The 19,704-nt window shown below is 43.6% G+C and carries 16 protein-coding genes; 8 read left to right on the forward strand and 8 right to left on the reverse strand.

What is annotated here, in order from left to right; translation table 11 throughout:
- The first annotated feature begins 278 nt into the window (after window positions 1-278).
- The 4 genes from dnaE (at window position 279) to cysE (ending at window position 6,716) form a co-directional block, all read left to right on the forward strand.
- On the forward strand, window positions 279-4,022 hold the full coding sequence (gene dnaE, locus PSYC_RS06130; RefSeq protein ID WP_011280450.1) for a DNA polymerase III subunit alpha: 3,744 nt from the start codon (window positions 279-281) through the stop codon (window positions 4,020-4,022).
- 47 nt (window positions 4,023-4,069) lie between these two features.
- Window positions 4,070-4,966, forward strand: a complete 897-nt coding sequence (locus PSYC_RS06135; RefSeq protein WP_011280451.1) for an RNA methyltransferase — start codon at window positions 4,070-4,072, stop codon at window positions 4,964-4,966.
- Between the two features lie 205 nt (window positions 4,967-5,171).
- Complete coding sequence (locus tag PSYC_RS06140) at window positions 5,172-5,615, forward strand: YtoQ family protein (RefSeq protein ID WP_011280452.1); 444 nt, start codon at window positions 5,172-5,174, stop codon at window positions 5,613-5,615.
- 228 nt (window positions 5,616-5,843) lie between these two features.
- The gene (gene cysE, locus PSYC_RS06145; RefSeq protein WP_406621536.1) at window positions 5,844-6,716 is read left to right on the forward strand and encodes a serine O-acetyltransferase; all 873 of its coding nucleotides are present in this window, start codon (window positions 5,844-5,846) and stop codon (window positions 6,714-6,716) included.
- 57 nt (window positions 6,717-6,773) lie between these two features.
- Here the strand turns inward: cysE and PSYC_RS06150 are convergent, their stop codons facing one another.
- The 6 genes from PSYC_RS06150 to pheA form a co-directional block, all read right to left on the reverse strand.
- Window positions 6,774-7,307 carry a 2-amino-4-hydroxy-6-hydroxymethyldihydropteridine diphosphokinase gene (locus PSYC_RS06150; RefSeq protein ID WP_011280454.1) on the reverse strand — a complete coding sequence of 178 codons (534 nt, stop codon included), beginning with the start codon at window positions 7,305-7,307 and terminating at the stop codon, window positions 6,774-6,776.
- Window positions 7,297-7,719 carry a dihydroneopterin aldolase gene (gene folB, locus PSYC_RS06155; protein WP_011280455.1) on the reverse strand — a complete coding sequence of 141 codons (423 nt, stop codon included), beginning with the start codon at window positions 7,717-7,719 and terminating at the stop codon, window positions 7,297-7,299. Before folB ends, PSYC_RS06150 begins: the two co-directional genes overlap by 11 nt.
- Window positions 7,720-7,783: 64 nt before the next feature.
- Complete coding sequence (rarD, locus tag PSYC_RS06160) at window positions 7,784-8,743, reverse strand: EamA family transporter RarD (protein ID WP_011280456.1); 960 nt, start codon at window positions 8,741-8,743, stop codon at window positions 7,784-7,786.
- Between the two features lie 110 nt (window positions 8,744-8,853).
- Window positions 8,854-11,190, reverse strand: a complete 2,337-nt coding sequence (locus tag PSYC_RS06165) for a bifunctional prephenate dehydrogenase/3-phosphoshikimate 1-carboxyvinyltransferase (protein WP_011280457.1) — start codon at window positions 11,188-11,190, stop codon at window positions 8,854-8,856.
- 118 nt (window positions 11,191-11,308) lie between these two features.
- On the reverse strand, window positions 11,309-12,451 hold the full coding sequence (gene hisC / locus PSYC_RS06170) for a histidinol-phosphate transaminase (protein ID WP_011280458.1): 1,143 nt from the start codon (window positions 12,449-12,451) through the stop codon (window positions 11,309-11,311).
- 141 nt (window positions 12,452-12,592) lie between these two features.
- Complete coding sequence (pheA, locus tag PSYC_RS06175) at window positions 12,593-13,774, reverse strand: prephenate dehydratase (protein ID WP_011280459.1); 1,182 nt, start codon at window positions 13,772-13,774, stop codon at window positions 12,593-12,595.
- 447 nt (window positions 13,775-14,221) lie between these two features.
- Here pheA and PSYC_RS06180 point away from each other — a divergent pair, with 447 nt between their 5' ends.
- Together PSYC_RS06180 and PSYC_RS06185 are read left to right on the forward strand one after the other, a co-directional pair.
- The gene (locus PSYC_RS06180) at window positions 14,222-15,163 is read left to right on the forward strand and encodes a transaldolase (protein ID WP_011280460.1); all 942 of its coding nucleotides are present in this window, start codon (window positions 14,222-14,224) and stop codon (window positions 15,161-15,163) included.
- A gap of 186 nt (window positions 15,164-15,349) precedes the next feature.
- Entirely contained in the window at window positions 15,350-15,802 is a 453-nt protein-coding gene (locus PSYC_RS06185) for a hypothetical protein (protein ID WP_011280461.1), read from the forward strand.
- A gap of 219 nt (window positions 15,803-16,021) precedes the next feature.
- Here the strand turns inward: PSYC_RS06185 and PSYC_RS06190 are convergent, their stop codons facing one another.
- Window positions 16,022-16,591 carry an adenine phosphoribosyltransferase gene (locus PSYC_RS06190; RefSeq protein ID WP_011280462.1) on the reverse strand — a complete coding sequence of 190 codons (570 nt, stop codon included), beginning with the start codon at window positions 16,589-16,591 and terminating at the stop codon, window positions 16,022-16,024.
- Between the two features lie 475 nt (window positions 16,592-17,066).
- Here PSYC_RS06190 and PSYC_RS06195 point away from each other — a divergent pair, with 475 nt between their 5' ends.
- Both PSYC_RS06195 and PSYC_RS06200 read left to right on the forward strand, forming a co-directional pair.
- Window positions 17,067-17,231, forward strand: a complete 165-nt coding sequence (locus PSYC_RS06195) for a rubredoxin (protein WP_011280463.1) — start codon at window positions 17,067-17,069, stop codon at window positions 17,229-17,231.
- Between the two features lie 28 nt (window positions 17,232-17,259).
- Window positions 17,260-18,297, forward strand: coding sequence for an alpha/beta fold hydrolase (locus tag PSYC_RS06200; protein ID WP_011280464.1), 1,038 nt, complete (start codon window positions 17,260-17,262; stop codon window positions 18,295-18,297).
- Window positions 18,298-18,404: 107 nt separating this feature from the next.
- Here PSYC_RS06200 and PSYC_RS06205 read toward each other — a convergent pair whose 3' ends face one another.
- Entirely contained in the window at window positions 18,405-19,499 is a 1,095-nt protein-coding gene (locus tag PSYC_RS06205) for a WG repeat-containing protein (protein ID WP_227500316.1), read from the reverse strand.
- Window positions 19,500-19,704: the final 205 nt, after the last annotated feature.

A 19,704-nucleotide genomic window follows, 5' to 3' on the forward strand; every position in this document is an offset into this window, starting at 1 on the left:
AAGATCATTCAACCATTAGCCGTATAATTAGCATGGTGTGGGTGGTTATCTATATTTTTGCGCGGCGTTGAGTGGCTGTATGTAGCAAACAATGCTATTATTAGCGGCTAAGATGCAGCGTATAAAGTGTGGCTATTAACAGGATAATTTACTAAAAATATTGTTCAAACGATTGATACAATAGATTTTATCAAATAAATTATCACCTATTTTTGCTTCCTTTATCTTTAACGCTCATCCGCACCCTCTCCTTTTGTTTGCATCCGTAAGAGTCTTCTATGGCATTTGTACACCTTGGCATCCACAGCGAATATTCCATTACCGATTCTATCGTGCGTATCAAGCCTTTGGTTAAGGCAGCGGCGGCGGACAATCAGCGTGCCCTTGCCTTGACCGATTTATCCAACCTTTATGCTACCGTGAAGTTTTACCGTGCTTGCTTAGGTGCTGGTATTAAGCCCATCATCGGTAGTGAAGTCATCATGGAGAATGAAGACACGCGTCTCACTCTATTAGCAATGGATAACGAAGGTTATCAAAACATTACCCGTATCGTGTCGCTTGGATTTACCGAAGGTCGCGCTGATCCTGTAAACCATGGTACGCCTGTCATTAAACGCAGTCATATTTTAGAACATGGGGCAGGTGTCATTGTTTTATTTACTGAAAAATCTGATGTTGGTCAGGCGCTGGTCGGCTCTATGCCAGAAAAAGCCGATGAGCTGATTACAGAGTGGCAAGCATCATTTGACGACCGCTTATATTTTGCGATTAAGCGCACCAATCGTACTGGCGAAGATGCCTTTATTAAAGCAGCGATTCACTCAGGCGCCAAACATCATATTCCTATCATTGCCCATAATGACGTGCGGTTTTTAGAGCAAGACGACTTTGACGCACATGAAGCGCGCGTTTGTATTGCAGGCTCTTATGTACTGGCAGACCAAAATCGTCCTCAGACTTATTCTGATGCCCAGTACTTGAAAACCCAAGCGCAAATGCAGCAGCTATTTGCTGATATTCCGCAGGTTATTGACAATACTTTGCGCTTAGCAACCCGCTGTAATGTGACATTAACGCTAGGTATTAACGTCCTGCCAGAGTTTCCAGTGCCTGAGGGTGAGACGACTGAATCATTTTTTCGCTTAGAATCGCAGCGCGGGCTTGAAAATCGTTTAGACAAACTTTTCCCAGTTGACGCGCGCAGTGATCATTGGAGTGATATCCGCCAAAGATACGATGAACGTTTAGAGTATGAACTCAAAGTTATCCTCTCAATGGGTTTCCCCGGTTACTTTCTTATCGTTATGGACTTTATCCGCTGGGCAAAAGCCAATGGCGTACCAGTAGGTCCTGGTCGTGGTTCTGGGGCAGGCTCTCTCGTTGCTTATGCGCTCAATATTACCGACCTTGACCCTATTCATTATGATTTGTTATTTGAGCGCTTTTTAAACCCTGAGCGTGTGTCCATGCCCGATTTCGATATTGACTTTTGTATTGAAGGTCGCGACCGGGTCATTGATTATGTGGCGCAAACTTATGGTCGTGAAGCGGTGTCGCAAATCATTACCTTTGGTACGATGGCAGCAAAAGCGGTCGTACGAGATGTGGCACGTGCGCAAAGTAAATCCTACTTTCTTGCCAGTAAAATGTCGAAACTTATTCCCAAAACACCGGGTATCACACTCAGTCAAGCGCTTGAGCAAGAGCCACAGCTCAAAGACTTAATATCCAATCCTGATAACATGGATTATGAAGATGCCATCGAAGTATGGGAGATGGCCATTAAGCTTGAAGGCATTTGCCGCAACGTGGGTAAACATGCCGGCGGCGTGTTGATTGCGCCGCACAAAATCACTGATTTTAGCGCCATTTATTGTGATGATGAAGGTCATCGTGTCAGCCAATTTGATAAAGATGATGTCGAAGCGGTTGGGCTGGTAAAATTTGACTTCTTGGGTCTACGTAACTTAACGGTCATTAGTGCGGCCGTTGAAAATATTAATAAGCGTCGTGCTAAAGAAGGCAAAGAAGCTTTGGTATTAGAAGACTTGCCCCTTGATGACGCTAAAGCCTATAAGCTCTTGCAAGACGCCAAAACCACTGCCGTCTTTCAGCTAGAAAGTATGGGCATGAAAAAGTATCTGGCAAAATTGCAACCGACCAATATCGAAGACGTTATCGCCATGTGTGCGCTCTATCGTCCCGGTCCGCTTGATGCTGGTATGGTAGAGATGTATATCGACCGTAAACATGGTCGTGAAGAAGTGATTTATGACCATCCCAATCTTGAACCGATTTTAGAAAATACCAACGGCGTTATTGTTTATCAAGAACAGGTCATGCAAATTTCGCAGGTCATGGCGGGATATAGCTTGGGCGGCGCGGATATGCTTCGCCGTGCGATGGGTAAAAAGAAACCGGAAGAAATGGCAAAACAGCGCGATATTTTCGTGACTGGTGCAACCGCGCAAGGCATTGATGAAGCGACATCTGGCGGCGTCTTTGATTTGATGGAAAAATTTGCCGGTTACGGTTTTAACCGCTCGCACTCAGCGGCTTATGGCGTGCTCGCTTATCAGACCGCTTATCTAAAACAATACTACCCTGCTGAGTTTATGGCAGCCGTACTGACATCAGATATGAATAACACGGATAACGTGGTGTTCTTTATCAATGATTGCCGTGAAAACTTTGCTTTAACCGTCGTTAATCCATCAGTAAACCGCAGTGAATGGCACTTTGTCGCTGATACCCCGACCAATATTATTTATGGTTTGGGCGCGATTAAAGGCGTTGGCGAAGGTGCTGTCGAATCTATCGTTGAGGCACGCCGCCGTGAAGGCCCGTTTAAAGACTTATATGACTTCTGCCGCCGCGTTGATATCAAAAAGGTCAACAAGCGTACCCTTGAAGGACTGATAAACGCTGGCTGTTTTGATGACTTTGCTGCAACCTTAAGACCTGACTTGCCAAGCGATGAAGCATATGAGATTCGCGGCGCTTTAATGAGTCAGCTGCCCAGTGCGGTACAAGCCGCTGAGCAAGACCGTCAAAATCGCGAAATCGGCATGATGGATTTGTTTGGTGAAATGGATGGTGTCGTCGCCGCGCCTCCTCTGGTCATGACGCCAGAGCTGATTTGGGGTGATAAGCATCGTCTTAAAGCTGAGAAAAACACCTTAGGGCTTTATTTAACCGGACATCCTATCGATGAATATCGTGACGAGCTAAAACGTTATACCTCAGGTGCTCGTCTCGACAAATTGGCTGATACTGGCTATAACGGCAGCTGTTATTTTGCCGGTCTTATCATCGACATAGCCAACTTTGGCACTCGTAACGTTATTACCTTAGACGATGGGACTTCACGGTTAGAGGTCAGCTGTTATGCTGAGCGCTTTAACCGCGTAAAAGACCAGCTAAAAATCGATGAAGTAGTCATTATCAAAGGCAGTATTCGTGAGCGTGACGGCCGGCTGTTTGCTCGTCTTGATAATGCCATGAGCATGGTTGATGCTCGCCTGCGTTGGCTTAAAAAAATTAGCATCAAAGTCCATGGCAGTGATATTAATCTGCTGACATGTATGCAGCCACTGCTAAAATCTGCACAAGCCAGCATTATTCCAGCACCCAAACTTTCTTATGGCAATGAGCAGGACGAGCAAAGCAGCACTACTAATACTGATAGTTTCGGCGGTTACAATGCCGTAATAGGCGGCAGCTTATATGACGAAGATGGCAATGATTTATTGGCACTAGAGAATAATATGGCGCAAGACGCTTATTCAAACGGTGTTGAGCCAAGCATGAGTAACCAAAGCTATGCCAATAACGCTTTGGGCAACACCGATGCCTCTATTAGAGATAATTGCCTGCCGCTTGGACTCAGCATTTATGAAGAATACGGCATTGCCAATGTAGGACTGTCCGAGCATTGGCGCATTTATCCAAATGATGACAATTTACAGCAGCTAAAAAGTATGATTAGTGAAGATAATTTACACTTTCACTACGGCTAACAAGTGCATTATGCCGAACAAGACATCAACCAGCGATTAGGACAATAATGAGTAACGACACATCTTCCTCTTTAACGACAACTGTAATAACAAAACCTTCAACTGTGAGCGATTACCTGTCTAGTATACAAGTGGTGATGGTTAATACGACCTTGCCTGCCAATATCGGTTCAGCGGCACGTGCTATGCACACCATGGGGCTATCAAGACTGACGGTCGTTGAGCCAAAATTACCCATTGATGCCACCAGCGTCTCTCATGCCGCTGGTGGCAGCGATTTATTATCATCAGCAATCATCGCACCTACCCTAGAGGCTGCTATCGCTGATTGCCAGTTGGTATTTGCGGCCAGTAGTCGTAGCCGTCATTTGCCCCGTCCTGTGGTCACACCGACACAGGCCGCCAAAATCATGCTGGACTTTATTGATAAACAAAGTGCGATTAATGAGCGAAATGATGTTAATACAGCGCCCAATATCGCCATTTTATTTGGTCGTGAAGATCGCGGATTGACCAATGAAGAATTGGCTTATGCAGATTATCATATCCAAATTGATGCCAATCCTGCTTATCCAGTCCTCAATGTCGCTTCAGCCGTGCAAGTGATTGCAAGCTTTATTTTTGCTTATGCACAAACACATATTAAAGCTAATAGCGAAGCTAATAATAATCCACTAGAGGTGACTGATAGCCTAGAGACGCTTGGACAACCCATGCTCAATACTTATACGCGCCAGCAATGGGATGAGCCAGCAATTACTCAACAGCAATTGCAACAGCTTACTGAGCGTACCACGGCATTGATGGTTCAACACAAACTGGCAGACAGTGAAAACTTAAAATCGCTGCCATCACGCCTATCTAGACTCGGCTCACGTATTCAACTGGATCAAAAAGAGTATCAGTTAATCAGTGCCTTGATTGCCAAACTCGCAAAAGACTAAAGCTTGCCAGCATTAACATTATTAGTAGTACAAGTAGTTATATAGTTGAAATACTTTAAAGTCGCTACCGTACTACTGGTGTAAATTTTTTGCAGCCTCTGTCTGCGTAGGCACAGCAAGCAAGAAAAATTTGCACCAGTAGTACGTGTTGTATCGATATTACTTTTCACCGACTATATCATTTAACAATAAAAAGGAATTTACGATGAATTGGACTGTTTACTTATCCGGAGAAATACATACCGACTGGCGTCAAAAAATCATGCAAGGCGCTAAAGAACATGGTCTTGCTATTAAATTTACATCAGCAGTGACAGAGCACGAAGCCAGTGATGCCGCCGGTGATGTGCTTGGTAAAGATGAAAATGGATTCTGGCGCGACCATAAGTCATCAAAAGTTAATGCGATTCGTACTAAGAATATGATCCAAAAATGTGACATTGCTATCATTCGTTTTGGTGATAAATACAAGCAGTGGAACGCCGCATTCGATGCCGGCTATTGCGCAGCCTTAGGCAAGCCGTATATCACGCTGCATGCTGAAGATATTATTCATCCGCTAAAAGAAGTGGATGCGGCGGCAAGGGCATGGGCGCAAACGCCTGAGCAGGTTGTTGAGCTGCTCAAATACGTTACCAGTGATAGCTAAGTCATAAGTAATATAGATAAAGTGCCAATGATTAAAGTGCCAATGATTAAAGTGCCAATGATTAAAGTGCCAATGATTGGTGTTTTATCTATAGGTAGTCTGTTTTTATTTATCACTCATCGCTATATTTTGTGCTGCAAAGCTGCTATAAATACAGAGATTGTAACCAAAAATACGATAGGACGATTTATGTCATTGCCAACTGCTTTATTCAAATCGCTTGTCCGCATCAAAAAAGACTTAAAAGAAGATATCGATGCGGTATTCAATCGCGACCCTGCCGCGCGTAACAGTCTAGAGGTAATCTTAACCTACCCTGGCATCCACGCACTTATTCTACATCGCGGCGCGCATTGTCTTTGGCAAAATGAGCAAAAGCTTGCTGCTCGAGTGATTTCTTATGGCTCGCGCATCATCACTGGTATCGAGATTCATCCTGCTGCCAAAATCGGTCGTCGGTTTTTTATTGACCATGGCATGGGTATCGTCATTGGTGAAACGGCAGAGATTGGCAATGATGTGACCCTTTATCATGGTGTGACGCTTGGCGGTGTGTCTTGGAATAATGGCAAACGCCACCCTACTTTGGAAGATGGTGTCATCGTCGGTGCCGGTGCCAAAGTATTAGGGCCATTCACTGTCGGTAAAGGCGCTAAAATCGGCTCAAATGCGGTGGTGGTAAAAGCGGTGCCAGCAGGTGCAACTATGGTCGGTAGCGCCGCTCGTATGATTTCAGAGCATCATGACGAAAAAGGCAATCCTATCACGACCAAAGTCAATGACACCAAACAACAAGAAAAATTGGTGCCAGCCGCTTCTACAGAGAACCCTTCCGATAAAAAACCGACAAATCACACAGCGCGCGAAACCACTTTTCAAGCTTATGGCATTGATCCTATGTCACAAGATCCTGTCGCTGAAGCCTTTGCTAAAATGCTTGAACACATTCAACAATCAGAAAATCGTTTAGATCAACTACAAACTGCCATGTGCAAAATCGATCCTAATTTTTGCAAAAAAGAATATGACAAATTGTGCTTAGAGGATTTGGACGTGATTGGCAGAAGTGATATGAATGAGATAGGCGCTGAATCGCAATAGGTTTTATTTTTCGGCTGGGTTTAGCATTAAGCTCAGCCTAAATTGTTCATTCTACAGTTATACGCTATCTATCCCCGCTTTTAACTCTTCTATCCCTGCTCTCTCATGTGCCTTAAATGGATGGCGATCTGCCATTGTTATCCATTTGGACCATTCAAATTCTTTATTTTTGCTTAGGCTATTTTTTTTAGCCAGTTTAACAAGCAGTATGTCAATATCCATTGTTACTTGTTTTATACCTGTCGGTAGTTCTGTTAAACGCTGTCTCTCGCATTCACACTCAAACTGTTTAAAGGTTTGTTGCAGCTCCTGCAAGGTTATGGGTGTCGCTAAAGACAAATAAACGCACTGATTGGTGTAGTCAGGTTTTGGCAGTTCCATGGTGGCAGTAAAGTCAGGGTTTTGAAAAGCTGTCGACAGCGTTATATCACCGAGATTCGCCAAACACTTTCGGACACGCGGTAAGTGAATGTCCGCATCATGGTTGCTACCCAATGCCAGTAGCACCGCTGATATAGGCTGGGCTTGCAATCCTTCAGGCTCACAGCTTGTCAATGACTCAAATAAATCAGCCAAGGCTTTATGCGTCATCAGATAAGCTGTTATCAGCTTGATTGTCAGATACGTTAGATGACGCTTGGGCATAGCGAGTGATTTGCACCCCAACCGCATCTGCTTGTTTAATAGCGGTAGGCTTAGCAATACTTAAGGTAATTTTATGGCAGGGATATTTTTCGAGCAATTTATCAGCGATTTGCCCAGCCAGATATTCAAGCAACTGCGCCTTAATATCTTGGCACCACGCACTGACATCATCACAGACTTCTTTATAATTTAGCGCATCGTTTACATCATCTGAAGCAGCAGCGCGGCTGATATCGGTTTCAAGCACGATATCAATCAATAACGGCTGAGTAATGGCGCGCTCCCATTCATAAACACCAATCACTGCCTCTACCTTTAAAGCTTTTACAAACACGACATCAGACTGGGTATGAAACATGCAAGCATCCTTGATAATTGTATTTTTTGACTGTCTATTTTTTTTGATGATTTAGCTTAGCGATTTATTTAGAAGATAATGCTTCTTCACGCAGTCGCGCCGCTTTTAGCTGCTTACTTGGGCGATGACGCCATAAATCAATACTGAATAATAGCAGACCCAGCCAAATTAAACCAAAGACTGCCAAACGATGTAAATCAAATGGCTCATTGTAATAGAACACTGCCAAAAAGAAAATAAAGGTTGGTGTCAGATAATTCATAAAGCTGAGGAGACTGTAAGCCACAAGCTTGGTGGATTTATTAAACATTAAGAGCGGTATCAAAGTAATAGGTCCTGCCAGCATGAGTAACCAAATCGAGGGCGTAAACCAAAAGCTAATATCACTACTCGCCACATCAGACTGCCAAAACCATGCTAGAAAAATAGGCAGTAACATTGCCGTTTCGACAAACATTGCATCGACCGCTGTCAGAGGTGTTTGACGTTGTATGGTGCCATAAGTACTAAAACTAAATGCTAAGATCAATGAAATCCATGGCAAACTACCAATTATGACTACTTGAATGACGACTGATAATAGCGCAAAGCCAATGGCGACCCATTGTAAGGTACGCAGGCGCTCTTTGAACAAAATCATTGACAGTCCCACGCCAACCAGTGGTCCAATAAAGTAGCCCAAGCTGGCTTCTAAAATCTGATCATGGTTGACCGCCCATACATAGGTGAGCCAATTGATCGCAATGATAATACCTGAGATAAAAGTATAAGCAATCCATCTAGGATTTTTCTTTAGCGTGTCAATCCACTGCCAACGCTTAGTCACTACCAGCACAATCAGTAGACAGGTAAACGTCCAAACAATGCGGTGACCAATAATTTCGGTGGCATTGTAGTCCGATAATTGCTTAAAGTATAAAGGAAAAGTGCCCCAGATAAAAAAGGCGATAAGTGCGGTGACGATACCGTGTCTGGTCGTTTTAATAGGAGTAACCGGTTTTTTGATGACATTTTGGGTAGTCATAAGATAGGACAACTTTTTAGAGCAAAGCGTGCCCTCACCCAATTCTCATCATGGATGACAATTGGGTGGTAAGAACACAGGGTTACTACAGATAGAATAAAGATACCGCTTTAAGCACTCACAACGTCAATAGACATACCAATTTGATTGGCAAGCTCTGCAAATCCTGGGAAGCTGGTATTGATGGTTTCAATGCCTTCAATGCTAATTTGCTGCGAGGCACGTAAACTTGCAACGGCAAAGCTCATAGCGATACGGTGGTCATGATGCGAGACAATATCTCCGCCTCCAAACACCGGCTGACTATTATTGATGTCACTATTTTGACTTTGCGTGCCTTTGCCTTCGATAATTAGACCATCTTCAGTAACGGTACAATCAACGCCTAATGTCTGCAAGCCTTCCGCCATCACCGCAATGCGATCTGATTCCTTGACACGTAACTCTTTTGCTCCGGTTAAAATAGTACGACCTTGGGCACAGCTGGCAGCAATAAATAATACCGGGAATTCGTCAATGGCTAACGGTACCAAATACTCTGGTATCTCAATACCAACCAAGTTTGAGCCACGAATGGTAATATCTGCCACTGGCTCGCCGCCAACATGAGTCTCATTACTCAGGCTGATATCCGCTTGCATCAGTTTTAGAATATCAATAATACCGGTACGCGTTGGATTGATGCCGACCTGTTTTAAAGTCAATTCACTATCTTGACTGATTGCAGCAGCGACCATAAAAAATGCCGCTGAAGAGATATCAGCAGGCACCGCGATATCACCGCCTTTTAGCGTGCCGCCGCCTTCAACACTAATGCGATTGCCATCAACAGTCACAGGATAGCCAAATGCCGATAACATTCGTTCAGTATGGTCTCGGCTAACTTCAGGTTGAGTAACAGTCGTCGTGCCCTCAGCCCACAACCCTGCTAGTAGCAAGCACGACTTAATCTGTGCAGAAGCGACCGGCATATCATACTCTATACCTTGTAGTGGTGTACCTACACTATCTCGACCAGTGATACTGAGCGGCGCAGTGCCTTTTTGACCCGTACTTTGAATGACTGCACCCATTTGACGTAATGGCGCTGCTATACGCTCCATTGGGCGTTTGTTCAAGCTGGTATCACCTGTCAGTACGCTATCAAACGCTTGCGCGGCTAAAATACCTGCTAGCAGACGCATACTGGTACCAGAATTGCCCATATATAGTGGCGTTTTGCTTGGCTTCAAGCCATTCATACCAACGCCATGAATGGTTAAATTACCATTGTCAGGACCTTCAATGATCACGCCCATATCACGAAAAGCCTGCAAAGTAGCTAAAGCATCTTCCCCTTCCAAAAATCCAGTGACGTGGGTCACACCGGTTGCAAGGCTACCGAGCATAATACTACGATGGGAGATAGATTTATCACCAGGAATGGTAATAGTGCCAGAGACAGTGTTGCTTGGGGTAATATTATAAGAAGCTGACATGGCAGAAGTATCCGTATAAGGGGTGCTGGCTAACATATGGCCAAAATGTCGCCGTGCGGCTTGCGCGCGGCCCAAAAGTCCCATCAGGGCGGTTGAATTTTTATCAATGATAAGCTGACGTATATCGCTTAAATAAACGCTGTACTCATCAAGGGCGCTTATAATCGCGCTTTGGTTGGCAAAAAATATATCATGCCACATTTTAGGGTCGCTGGCAGCAATGCGCGTAAAGTCACGAAAGCCACCTGCGGCATAGCGGAACATATCTAGATTATCATCATGACTTGCCAGTTGCTCAACCAGATTGAACGCCAACAGATGCGGCAAATGACTGGTATGTGCCAATATCGCATCGTGATGCGCGGCCTCCATCGGCATGACGCTAGCCCCTACCGCTTCCCATAATTGGCTTAGCTTTGCAATTGCCAGATGACTGGTCGTTGGTAGCTCACAGATAATAACGCTATGATTAACAAACAATGTGGCGCGGCGTGCATGATACCCCGAATTTTCAGCACCGGCAATCGGATGTGCAGGCACAAGCCCTACAGGCAATGTCTCAAACACCGCTTTGGCAGCGTCAATGATATTGACTTTAGTACTGCAGACATCGGTAATAATGCAATCAGTAGCAAGCAAACCACTGTCCATTGCATTTTTGATATCTATAAATACCGCTTGCACCGCTTGTGCTGGCACCGCAATGATAATCAAGTCACTGCCAGATACAATTTCACTTAAGACGACACTACCAGCGTCTAGCAAACCGTGTTGGATAGCTTCCTTTAGACTTGGCTCGTGTCTATCAACTGCAACGATACGTTCAGCCAAACCATTGTTTTTAATGGCTTGAGCAATACTTGCCCCTATCAATCCAAGCCCAATCACACAAACTTGATTAAATAGTGGCGACTGAGCATTTAAAAGGGCTAAATTTTTATACTGTTGGGTTTTCTGTTGGCTACTCACGGCTTATCTCGTTAAACACACTTATGTTAGTTTGAATCAATCAAAACAACATAAGTCTTATAAAATTTAATGGCGGATTCATCACAAACTTAGCAAAACAAACTTAGCAAAAATTTCGTTAATCATCGGTCAAAATAGAACGCAGAGTATCAATCAAACGCATATTGTCTTCTGCGACCCCTACACTAATTCGCAACCAATTATACAAGCCATAAACCTCCAGCTGGCGCACGATAACGCCTTGCTCAAGTAAGGCCTGATAAATAACAGCAGCGTTTGTATCTTCCATTTCAACTGCGATTTCGACCATAATAAAGTTGGCATGTGACTTAATGAAACCCAATCCCAGTGCATCAAACTGTTTTTCTAACCAATGCATCTGCTCGTCATTTATCAGCCGAGTTTTTTCGATAAAGTCTTGATCCGCAAGTGCCGCTGCTGCTGCCGCGAGCGCTACTCTACTAACATTAAATGGCTGACGAATACGATTGAGTAAATCTGCCACAGCTGCCGAGCTTAACGCATAGCCGACACGCAGACCTGCCAGCCCATAAGCTTTAGAAAAGGTGCGGACGATGACCACATTATCAAATTCATCTAACAGTGCCCGATTATTACTCTCAGGACTATATTCGATATAAGCCTCATCTAATACCACCAGTACCGAGCTTGGCACACTGGCAACAAACTCTCTCAGCTCACCATGTTCAAGCTGGGTACCGGTTGGATTGTTCGGATTGGCAATAAAGACGATTTTGGTATTGGAGTTATTCTCAATCGCTTGACTCATGGCTTTTAGGTCGTGTCCAAAGCGCTGAGCAGGAACTTCAACATCCATAGCACCTTGCATTTTTGCCAACATCGAATAGACCACAAAGGCATACTGACTATAAACGATTGCATCATCCGCACCCACAAAACTACGCGCCAAGATATCGAGCAAATCATCAGAGCCATTACCCAAAGTAATCTGATCAACATTGACGTCATTAAAATCAGCCAACGCTTGCTTTAGATAATAGCCATTGCCATCAGGATAACGTGACAGCTGACCTATCTGCTCAGTAATCGCTAGCGTGACGTGCGGTGAGCAGCCTATCGGATTCTCATTACTGGCAAGTTTTACCACATCTGAGACGCCATACTCACGCGTTAATTCTTCAATAGGCTTGCCAGTTTGATACGGCGCCAACGCCAAAATACTGTCATAAGCAGGTACGAGCGGTAATAAGTTTGACTCTGTCGATTGCGTAGACTGCATGATTGATCCTTGGATGTGATAACCCATCTATTATTGGCCAAGCCCATCACTGTCACTAGTGACCGCTATTTATGATAAGGCAATTTATAAAGCGTTTGCTGCTAATGCTAATAAAACACTGACTAACAGAAATCATCAAATTTATAGTACCGCTTTTGGATAAGAGCCCAATACACGTAAATCTTTGACCAATGGGCGGATATCAGCGATAGCGGCGCTCACATTTGGGTCTGCAATGTGCCCATTAATATCGATAAAGAAAACGTAAGCCCACTTATTAGGACGCTCAGGACGCGTTTCAATACTGGTCATCGACACGCCATGATACGATAAAGGTTTTAAGATTTCGATCAGAGCACCCGCTTTGTCATGCGCTGACACCATAATCGAGGTTTTGTCTTGACCTGATGGCTCTATCGCTTCGTGACCAATAATCAAGAAACGAGTAGTATTACTTGGATTGTCTTCGATATTTGAATACAGCTTATGCAAATCATACTCTGCAGCCGCCACGTCACCTGCAATCGCTGCTGAATGCCACTCATTCTTCAAGCGACGTGCCGCTTCACCATTACTCGATACCGCAACACGCTCGACATTGGGGAAATTCACATCAAGCCAGTGACGACACTGTGCTAACGATTGCTGGTGCGAGTAGATACGGCTTAACCCGTCAATCTTGGTATGCTCAGCGACCAAAAAGTTTTGATGAATCGGCAGCTCAACTTCACCGATTATTTTTAGAGTAGAGGATAAAAAGCCATCTAACGTATGATTAACGACGCCCTCAGATGAGTTTTCAACGGGCACGACGCCATACATTGCTGTGCCCGCTTCGACTTCACGAAAGACATCAGTGATAGTATTGAGCGGTACAGTATCCGCAGCTTTGCCAAAGTGTTTTAATGCAGCGGCATGGGTAAAAGTACCTACTGGACCCAAAAATGCAATGCGCTGCGGCGCTTCTAAATCAAGGCATACCGACATAATCTCACGGAACAAACGTGCCATTTTTTCATCGGCGATAGGTCCGGTATTACGCTCCATGACGGCTTTTAAAACTTGCGCCTCACGCTCTGGACGATAAAAAATAGGGTTGGTATTTTCAGCAGCAGGATCATTGGCAATGTGATTTTTTTTCACGGTCGCCACTTGCTGAGCCAATTTGGCACGATTGTTAATCAGCGTCTGAATTTCGCAGTCTACCGCATCGATACTGCCTCGCAATGTATTTAAAAACTCTTTATCCGTTGCTGTAGCGCTGTTGCTTGCGGTGGTTTGGTTTAGATTATCATTTTTTTGTTCTGGTGACTGCTCACTCATTACCGCCTATCCTTTTTTAAATTTTATTACTGTTAAGTATAACTACTTGTGAATGATAATTATAAATACTTCATTTATAGTAACGGGCTACTACTATTACTATACTAAAAGTCCATAGCTTTAGCACATTATAGTATCGTATCGTCTTTTAATTTGAATTTACTATGTTCATGATAAAGTCCATAGTATTTGCAAAGCTCAATCATTGACCGGCTCTACTATAACAAAAACTACGGACAGTGCCCATTCGTAAATGAGCGTAAAGCGGCAAATCGCTATAAATCTTAGCACAGTTAGGCGATATATGAGCTCAGCCTGCTAAAACTATCAAGTAACATGTGCCCAAATCTATGTTACAGTTTAAATGTATACAGGATTTCATACATAATTAGACCGCAACCATCTATAAAAAATAACACCATTAATGAATAATACCAAGGATATCTGATGAGCGCATTACAACAGCTTCGCACTATGACTACCATTGTCGCTGACACAGGCGATCTTGCCGCCATTGAGCGTCTAAAACCTATCGATGCGACCACCAATCCAAGCCTAATTACCAAAGCACTGATTCATCCTGACAATGAAGCGGTATTATCAGAAACCATGAGTCGCCATAGAAATGATATCGACGCCGTGATTGACGAGCTGACCATTCAAATCGGCTGCAATATTCTATCTTTAATCGAGGGGCGCGTCTCAACTGAGGTCGATGCTCGTTTGTCCTATGACACACAAGCGACCATTGATAAGGCATTGGCGTTTATGGAAGCCTATCAAAAATCCGGTATCGACTCAGAGCGCGTGTTGATTAAGATGGCAGCAACCTGGCAAGGTATTGAAGCTGCCCGCTACCTCGAAACTCAAGGCATTCACTGCAATCTCACCTTGCTATTTGGACAGCATCAAGCCATCGCTTGTGCCGATGCTGGTGTGACCTTAATTTCACCTTTTGTTGGACGTATTTTGGATTGGCAAAAACGCCAGCAAAACCGTCAAAACATACCAGTCTCTGATGACATGGGCGTACAATCGGTCAAGCTCATTTACCAATACTACAAGCAGCATGGCTACAAAACGCAGGTGATGGGCGCAAGTTTTCGCTCAACTGAGCAGATATTGGCGCTGGCAGGCTGTGATTTATTAACCATTGCACCCAACCTAATTGATGAGCTGGCAGCAATGGATATCGAGGTTACACGTCAATTATCAGAAAGTATGTCGATGGACATGACAGATATGACGCGAGTTAGCTTGAGCGCTGAAGAATTCAGTCACGCCTATCAGCAGGATACCATCACTCAAGATCTATTACCCAAAGGCATTGACGGCTTTATCAGTGCGCGTGATGAGCTTGCCCATATGCTAGCAAGTATGCGCAGCTAAGCTATATATATGATTAATATGAGTGTATGACCAAGCCCATCTGGCTTGAAAATGACTCACTAAAAACACTATAAAACAGTGGAAATATTACATGGGTGTACGCAGCAGGTAATAAAAGAGATTTGCCTGCTCATAGTAAGTTGGCTATTATGAGCGACCTAAAATGACTAGAAGCAAGGCTTAATTATGAAACGGCTAGCAGTGATATTAGCAAGCAGTACGCTTGCGATTAGTGCTCATGCAGTAAACTGGTCAAAAGTAGCAGAAAGTCAGAGCGGTTCCTTTTTTCGCTTAGATTTGGATTCTATCGAACGCTCAGACATCAATATCCTTGATGAAAAGCAGGTCGACAATATTACGGTCTCCATTCGTAGAACCTACCCTGCACCAAAAAGTACAACGAGTGACAGTAAAGAAAGCGGCATTCATCATAGCGATCAGCAATGGCTTGTCTCTTGTAAGGATGCTAGCTATTACAGACGGGCATACGTTTATTATACAGCTGACGACAAAGTAATAAAGTCTTGGCAATCAGAAAAACCAATCCTGACAACCAAAGACTTTAAAATTACCGCTCCAAAAACTATCAGCCGTATACTAGTAGAACAAGCTTGCAAAAAATACGAGCAAGCCAAATAGCACAAATAAAATAGGTACAAGTAAGCTAAAAAAGTACTATCGATACAACACGTACTACTGGTGCAAATTTTTCTTGCTTGCTGTGCCTACGCAGACAGAGGCTGCAAAAAATTTACACCAGTAGTACTGTAGCGACTTTAAAGTATTTCAACTATATCATTTCAAAGCCATAGAAAACTGGCTTTGATCGCACCTTACTTAAGTAAAACTGCCGGTCATTTACGCCTTTAATACCGTATAAACAGGCACTGGAAAATCGCCATGTAAATTCACCAAATCCAATAAGACCAATGCCCCCACTACCGTATGATTGACTGATTGACATAGCTCATAAGCGGTGGTCAGTGTGCCGCCCGTCGCCAAAATATCATCAACCAATAGCACGCGCTCTGGTGGCAAATTGTTTTGCATCTCAAGGGTATCTTTACCGTACTCTAACACATAGGCTTTATTGGCAACAGGCGGCGGTAGCTTGCCGGGTTTGCGTAGTAAAATCATACCTTTACCCAAACGTCCTGCCAACAAACTTGCAAACACGAATCCGCGGGCTTCAACAGCACCCAGACAATCTACCTCGTCCATTATGCCTTTAGGTAATACAGCAAGCAGCGCATCAATGACTTCATTAATGTGACTGCGTAGTAACGGTGTAATATCATAAAAATCAATGCCGATTTTGGGGAAGTCTGGTACTGTGCGAATGATTTGCCAAAATGGATGATCGCTATTGAGCGTATTCGATGACTCTGTTGCAGTATCAGCTGCCGTAACAGCGGTGTTTGCGCTCATAATAACCCTTAACGTCTATACCTTAGATAATGATGTAACCATAGCAAATAATATATGCATCGGAAAATTAGCGGCGGCTATTATATAGTTGAAATACTTTAAAGTCGCTACCGTATTGCTGGTGTAAATTTTTTGCAGCCTCTGTCTGCGTAGGCACAGCAAGCAAGAAAAATTTGCACCAGTAGTACGTGTTGTATCGATATTACTTTTCACCGACTATAGCATAATCGCCTTTAATATTGCGCTGAGATAAGGAAAGACATCACTGCTTGAGTGAATAAAATCAGGCATAGTGACTTGATAAACACTGATCAATCTCAATATACAAGTGTAAACTTAACTATGAAAACAACGGTTATATGCTAAACTAGCTGCGTTTTTACAGTCTAAATATTGACGGTAATCATTCTTGATGTGCCATTAATATCACCTTAAAAACGTATGGTAACACTGGTAATAATCGATAGGACTCTTTATGAAACGTTATGAATGTATTGTCTGTGGCTGGATATATGACGAAGCCCTCGGTTGCCCCGAAGAAGGTATCGCACCGGGCACCAAATGGGATGATATCCCCGATGATTGGACGTGCCCAGAATGCGGCGTTGGCAAGCTTGATTTTGAGATGCTAGAACTTTAAGCCGATGACCTTTTAGATAGGACCGTTCATGACAGAAAAAAACGACATTAATAAGGCTGCTAATTTGCCTGAACCATCGGATAGCAGCTTGAGCTACCCGACGCCTGAATGGCAAAAATTTGGTGAGCACCAGTGGGGCGCATCAGATCTTAGTGAGCATCTTTATCAAGCCATGATAGATATCGGCGACGGCATCGAGCTGTGTGTTGAGGCTGGTGGTAATCCTAATAATCCACCATTACTTATGATTATGGGGCTTGGCTCGCAAATGATATTTTGGCCAAACCACTTTATTAAGCGCCTTATTGATGCCGGCTTTTTTGTGATTCGTTTTGACAATCGTGATATTGGTTTGTCCTCTAAAGTACAGATTGATGGTCTACCCCGTATCAGCCAGCTTAAAATGATGATGCGATTGCAAACGGGACTGTCTAATAAAGGCACACAGGTTGCCTACAATTTGACCGATATGGCAGAAGATACCGCACGTTTAATTAAGGCGTTACAACTTAGCAAAACACACCTGCTTGGCGCCTCTATGGGTGGTATGATTGCCCAAATCGTAGCGGCACGTTATCCAAGCCTAGTGCAGCGGATGGCGTTGATGTTTACCACAACCAACCGTGCCTTTTTAAAACCACCAAAGCCTAGACAGCTATACACGCTAATTAATCGCCCTGAGAGCCATTCTGAGCGCGATATCGTGCGCCATAGCGTTTGGTTTATGAAGACTGTGGGCACGCCAGGTCATGTAAATGTACGCATGGTACGTGACATTGCTAAGATACGTTATCAGCGTAATTTCCATCCACTTGGTACGGTACAACAGCTCAATGCAATCTTGGCTTCAGGCTCTATCAGCCGCTTTAGTAAGCAAGTCAAAGCACCGACGATCGTATTACACGGTAGCGCAGATGGATTATTGCCTGCCTCACAAGGTCGAGTCGTTGCCAAGACCATCCCTAATGCCAAATTTCATTTGATTGAAGGCATGGCGCACGATATTCCTGAGTACTATCAGCCGTATATGGTTGATTTAATTAGCAATCACTTATTAGAAAAATAGTTTTAATAAGTTAGCTTGTGAAATTTTCCGCCTAAAGAAAAGAGCCTATAGCAATCATGATTGCTATAGGCTCTTTTCTTGGTCAAAATAAAACATACTATTAGGATTTAATCACAAGCGACCGCCGTACCTTCTTTATCTATACACATCTTATTGCCATTTTCTAAGCTGCCAATCCAAGCCTTACCCTCTACAAACACAAAGGAAGGCTTGTCTTTATAGCTGCTATCAAGAGTGAGGCTCTTATGATCGGAATTATTAAAGTCATCAAAATCATTAAAGCTAAAAGGAATCACAAGCTCGCCGCCAAGATTAATAAAGCCCCATTCTGCATCGATACGCACGCCTGCCAGCCCTTCCAAGAATGGACGTACTTCATCGAAAGAATATGTAATCATAGTCACATTATTATCATCAACGAAACCCCATCTACCCTCTTGTTGACGCGGCTGCAGCGTAGTAAAGCGATTAACTGCTATAGAAGCGGGATTTTCCTGTGTGCTATTTGCGCGAGCGCTAGGCTTAGCTTCTGATTTACTAGCAGCGGGTCGATTATTTACGTGGCTGTTTGCGGCGCTTTTAACACCATCACTTTTAGTATTATCTTTTTTAGCATCATCTTTTTTAGCATCATCTTTTTTAGCATCATCTTTTTTAGCATTATGATTTTGAGTATTGGCGTTCTTAGTATTACCCTCTTTATCAAGCCAGCTGATTATTTTGTTTTTACGCACACGAGCCATACCGCCGCGGTAATCATCAATATCACCAATCGCTGCCGAAAATGGTACAACAGTCCTATTGGCAGTGTCGATGACGCCATAATGACCACCCTGTTTGACCACAATACGACCTTCAGATACGGGGCGCGCCCAGCCTTGATCGTCATTTAGCACATCGTACATCACAGGAATCACTTCACGACCTTGCATATTCAGATAACCGACATGACTATTACGCATGACAGGCAATAGACCTGCTGATATTTTATCTGCATCCACTTTTTGATAGCGCGATAAGTCAACGAGGCTTTTACCTTGCTTATTGATAAGTGCTACGGGTGCACCAAAGTCTTTCACTGCTAAGAAATAACCACTACTGGCAGTACAAGAGACATTTTTATAATAGCTCTTAGGAATTTTACAGCTGGCAGCTTGGGCACTTGACATGACAAATAACGCCGTTGCTAATATGGCAATCATCAGAGCACAGTGCCTTATTATGGATGACTGATCTTCAGATTTCGTTAATGACAGCGGTCGTTTTGATAAGGTACGTTGGGGCATAAGCAAACCTAAGCTAAAAGTAATAAGGGCTGTTAGGGCAATTTAAATGAGATGGTTTAAGTGAAGTGCTTTAAGGATATTAGTTTTTTTAAGCGGATGATATTACAATATAAAAACAGAA

It is taken from the genome of Psychrobacter arcticus 273-4, assembly GCF_000012305.1.
GTDB classification, from domain to species: Bacteria; Pseudomonadota; Gammaproteobacteria; order Pseudomonadales; family Moraxellaceae; genus Psychrobacter; species Psychrobacter arcticus.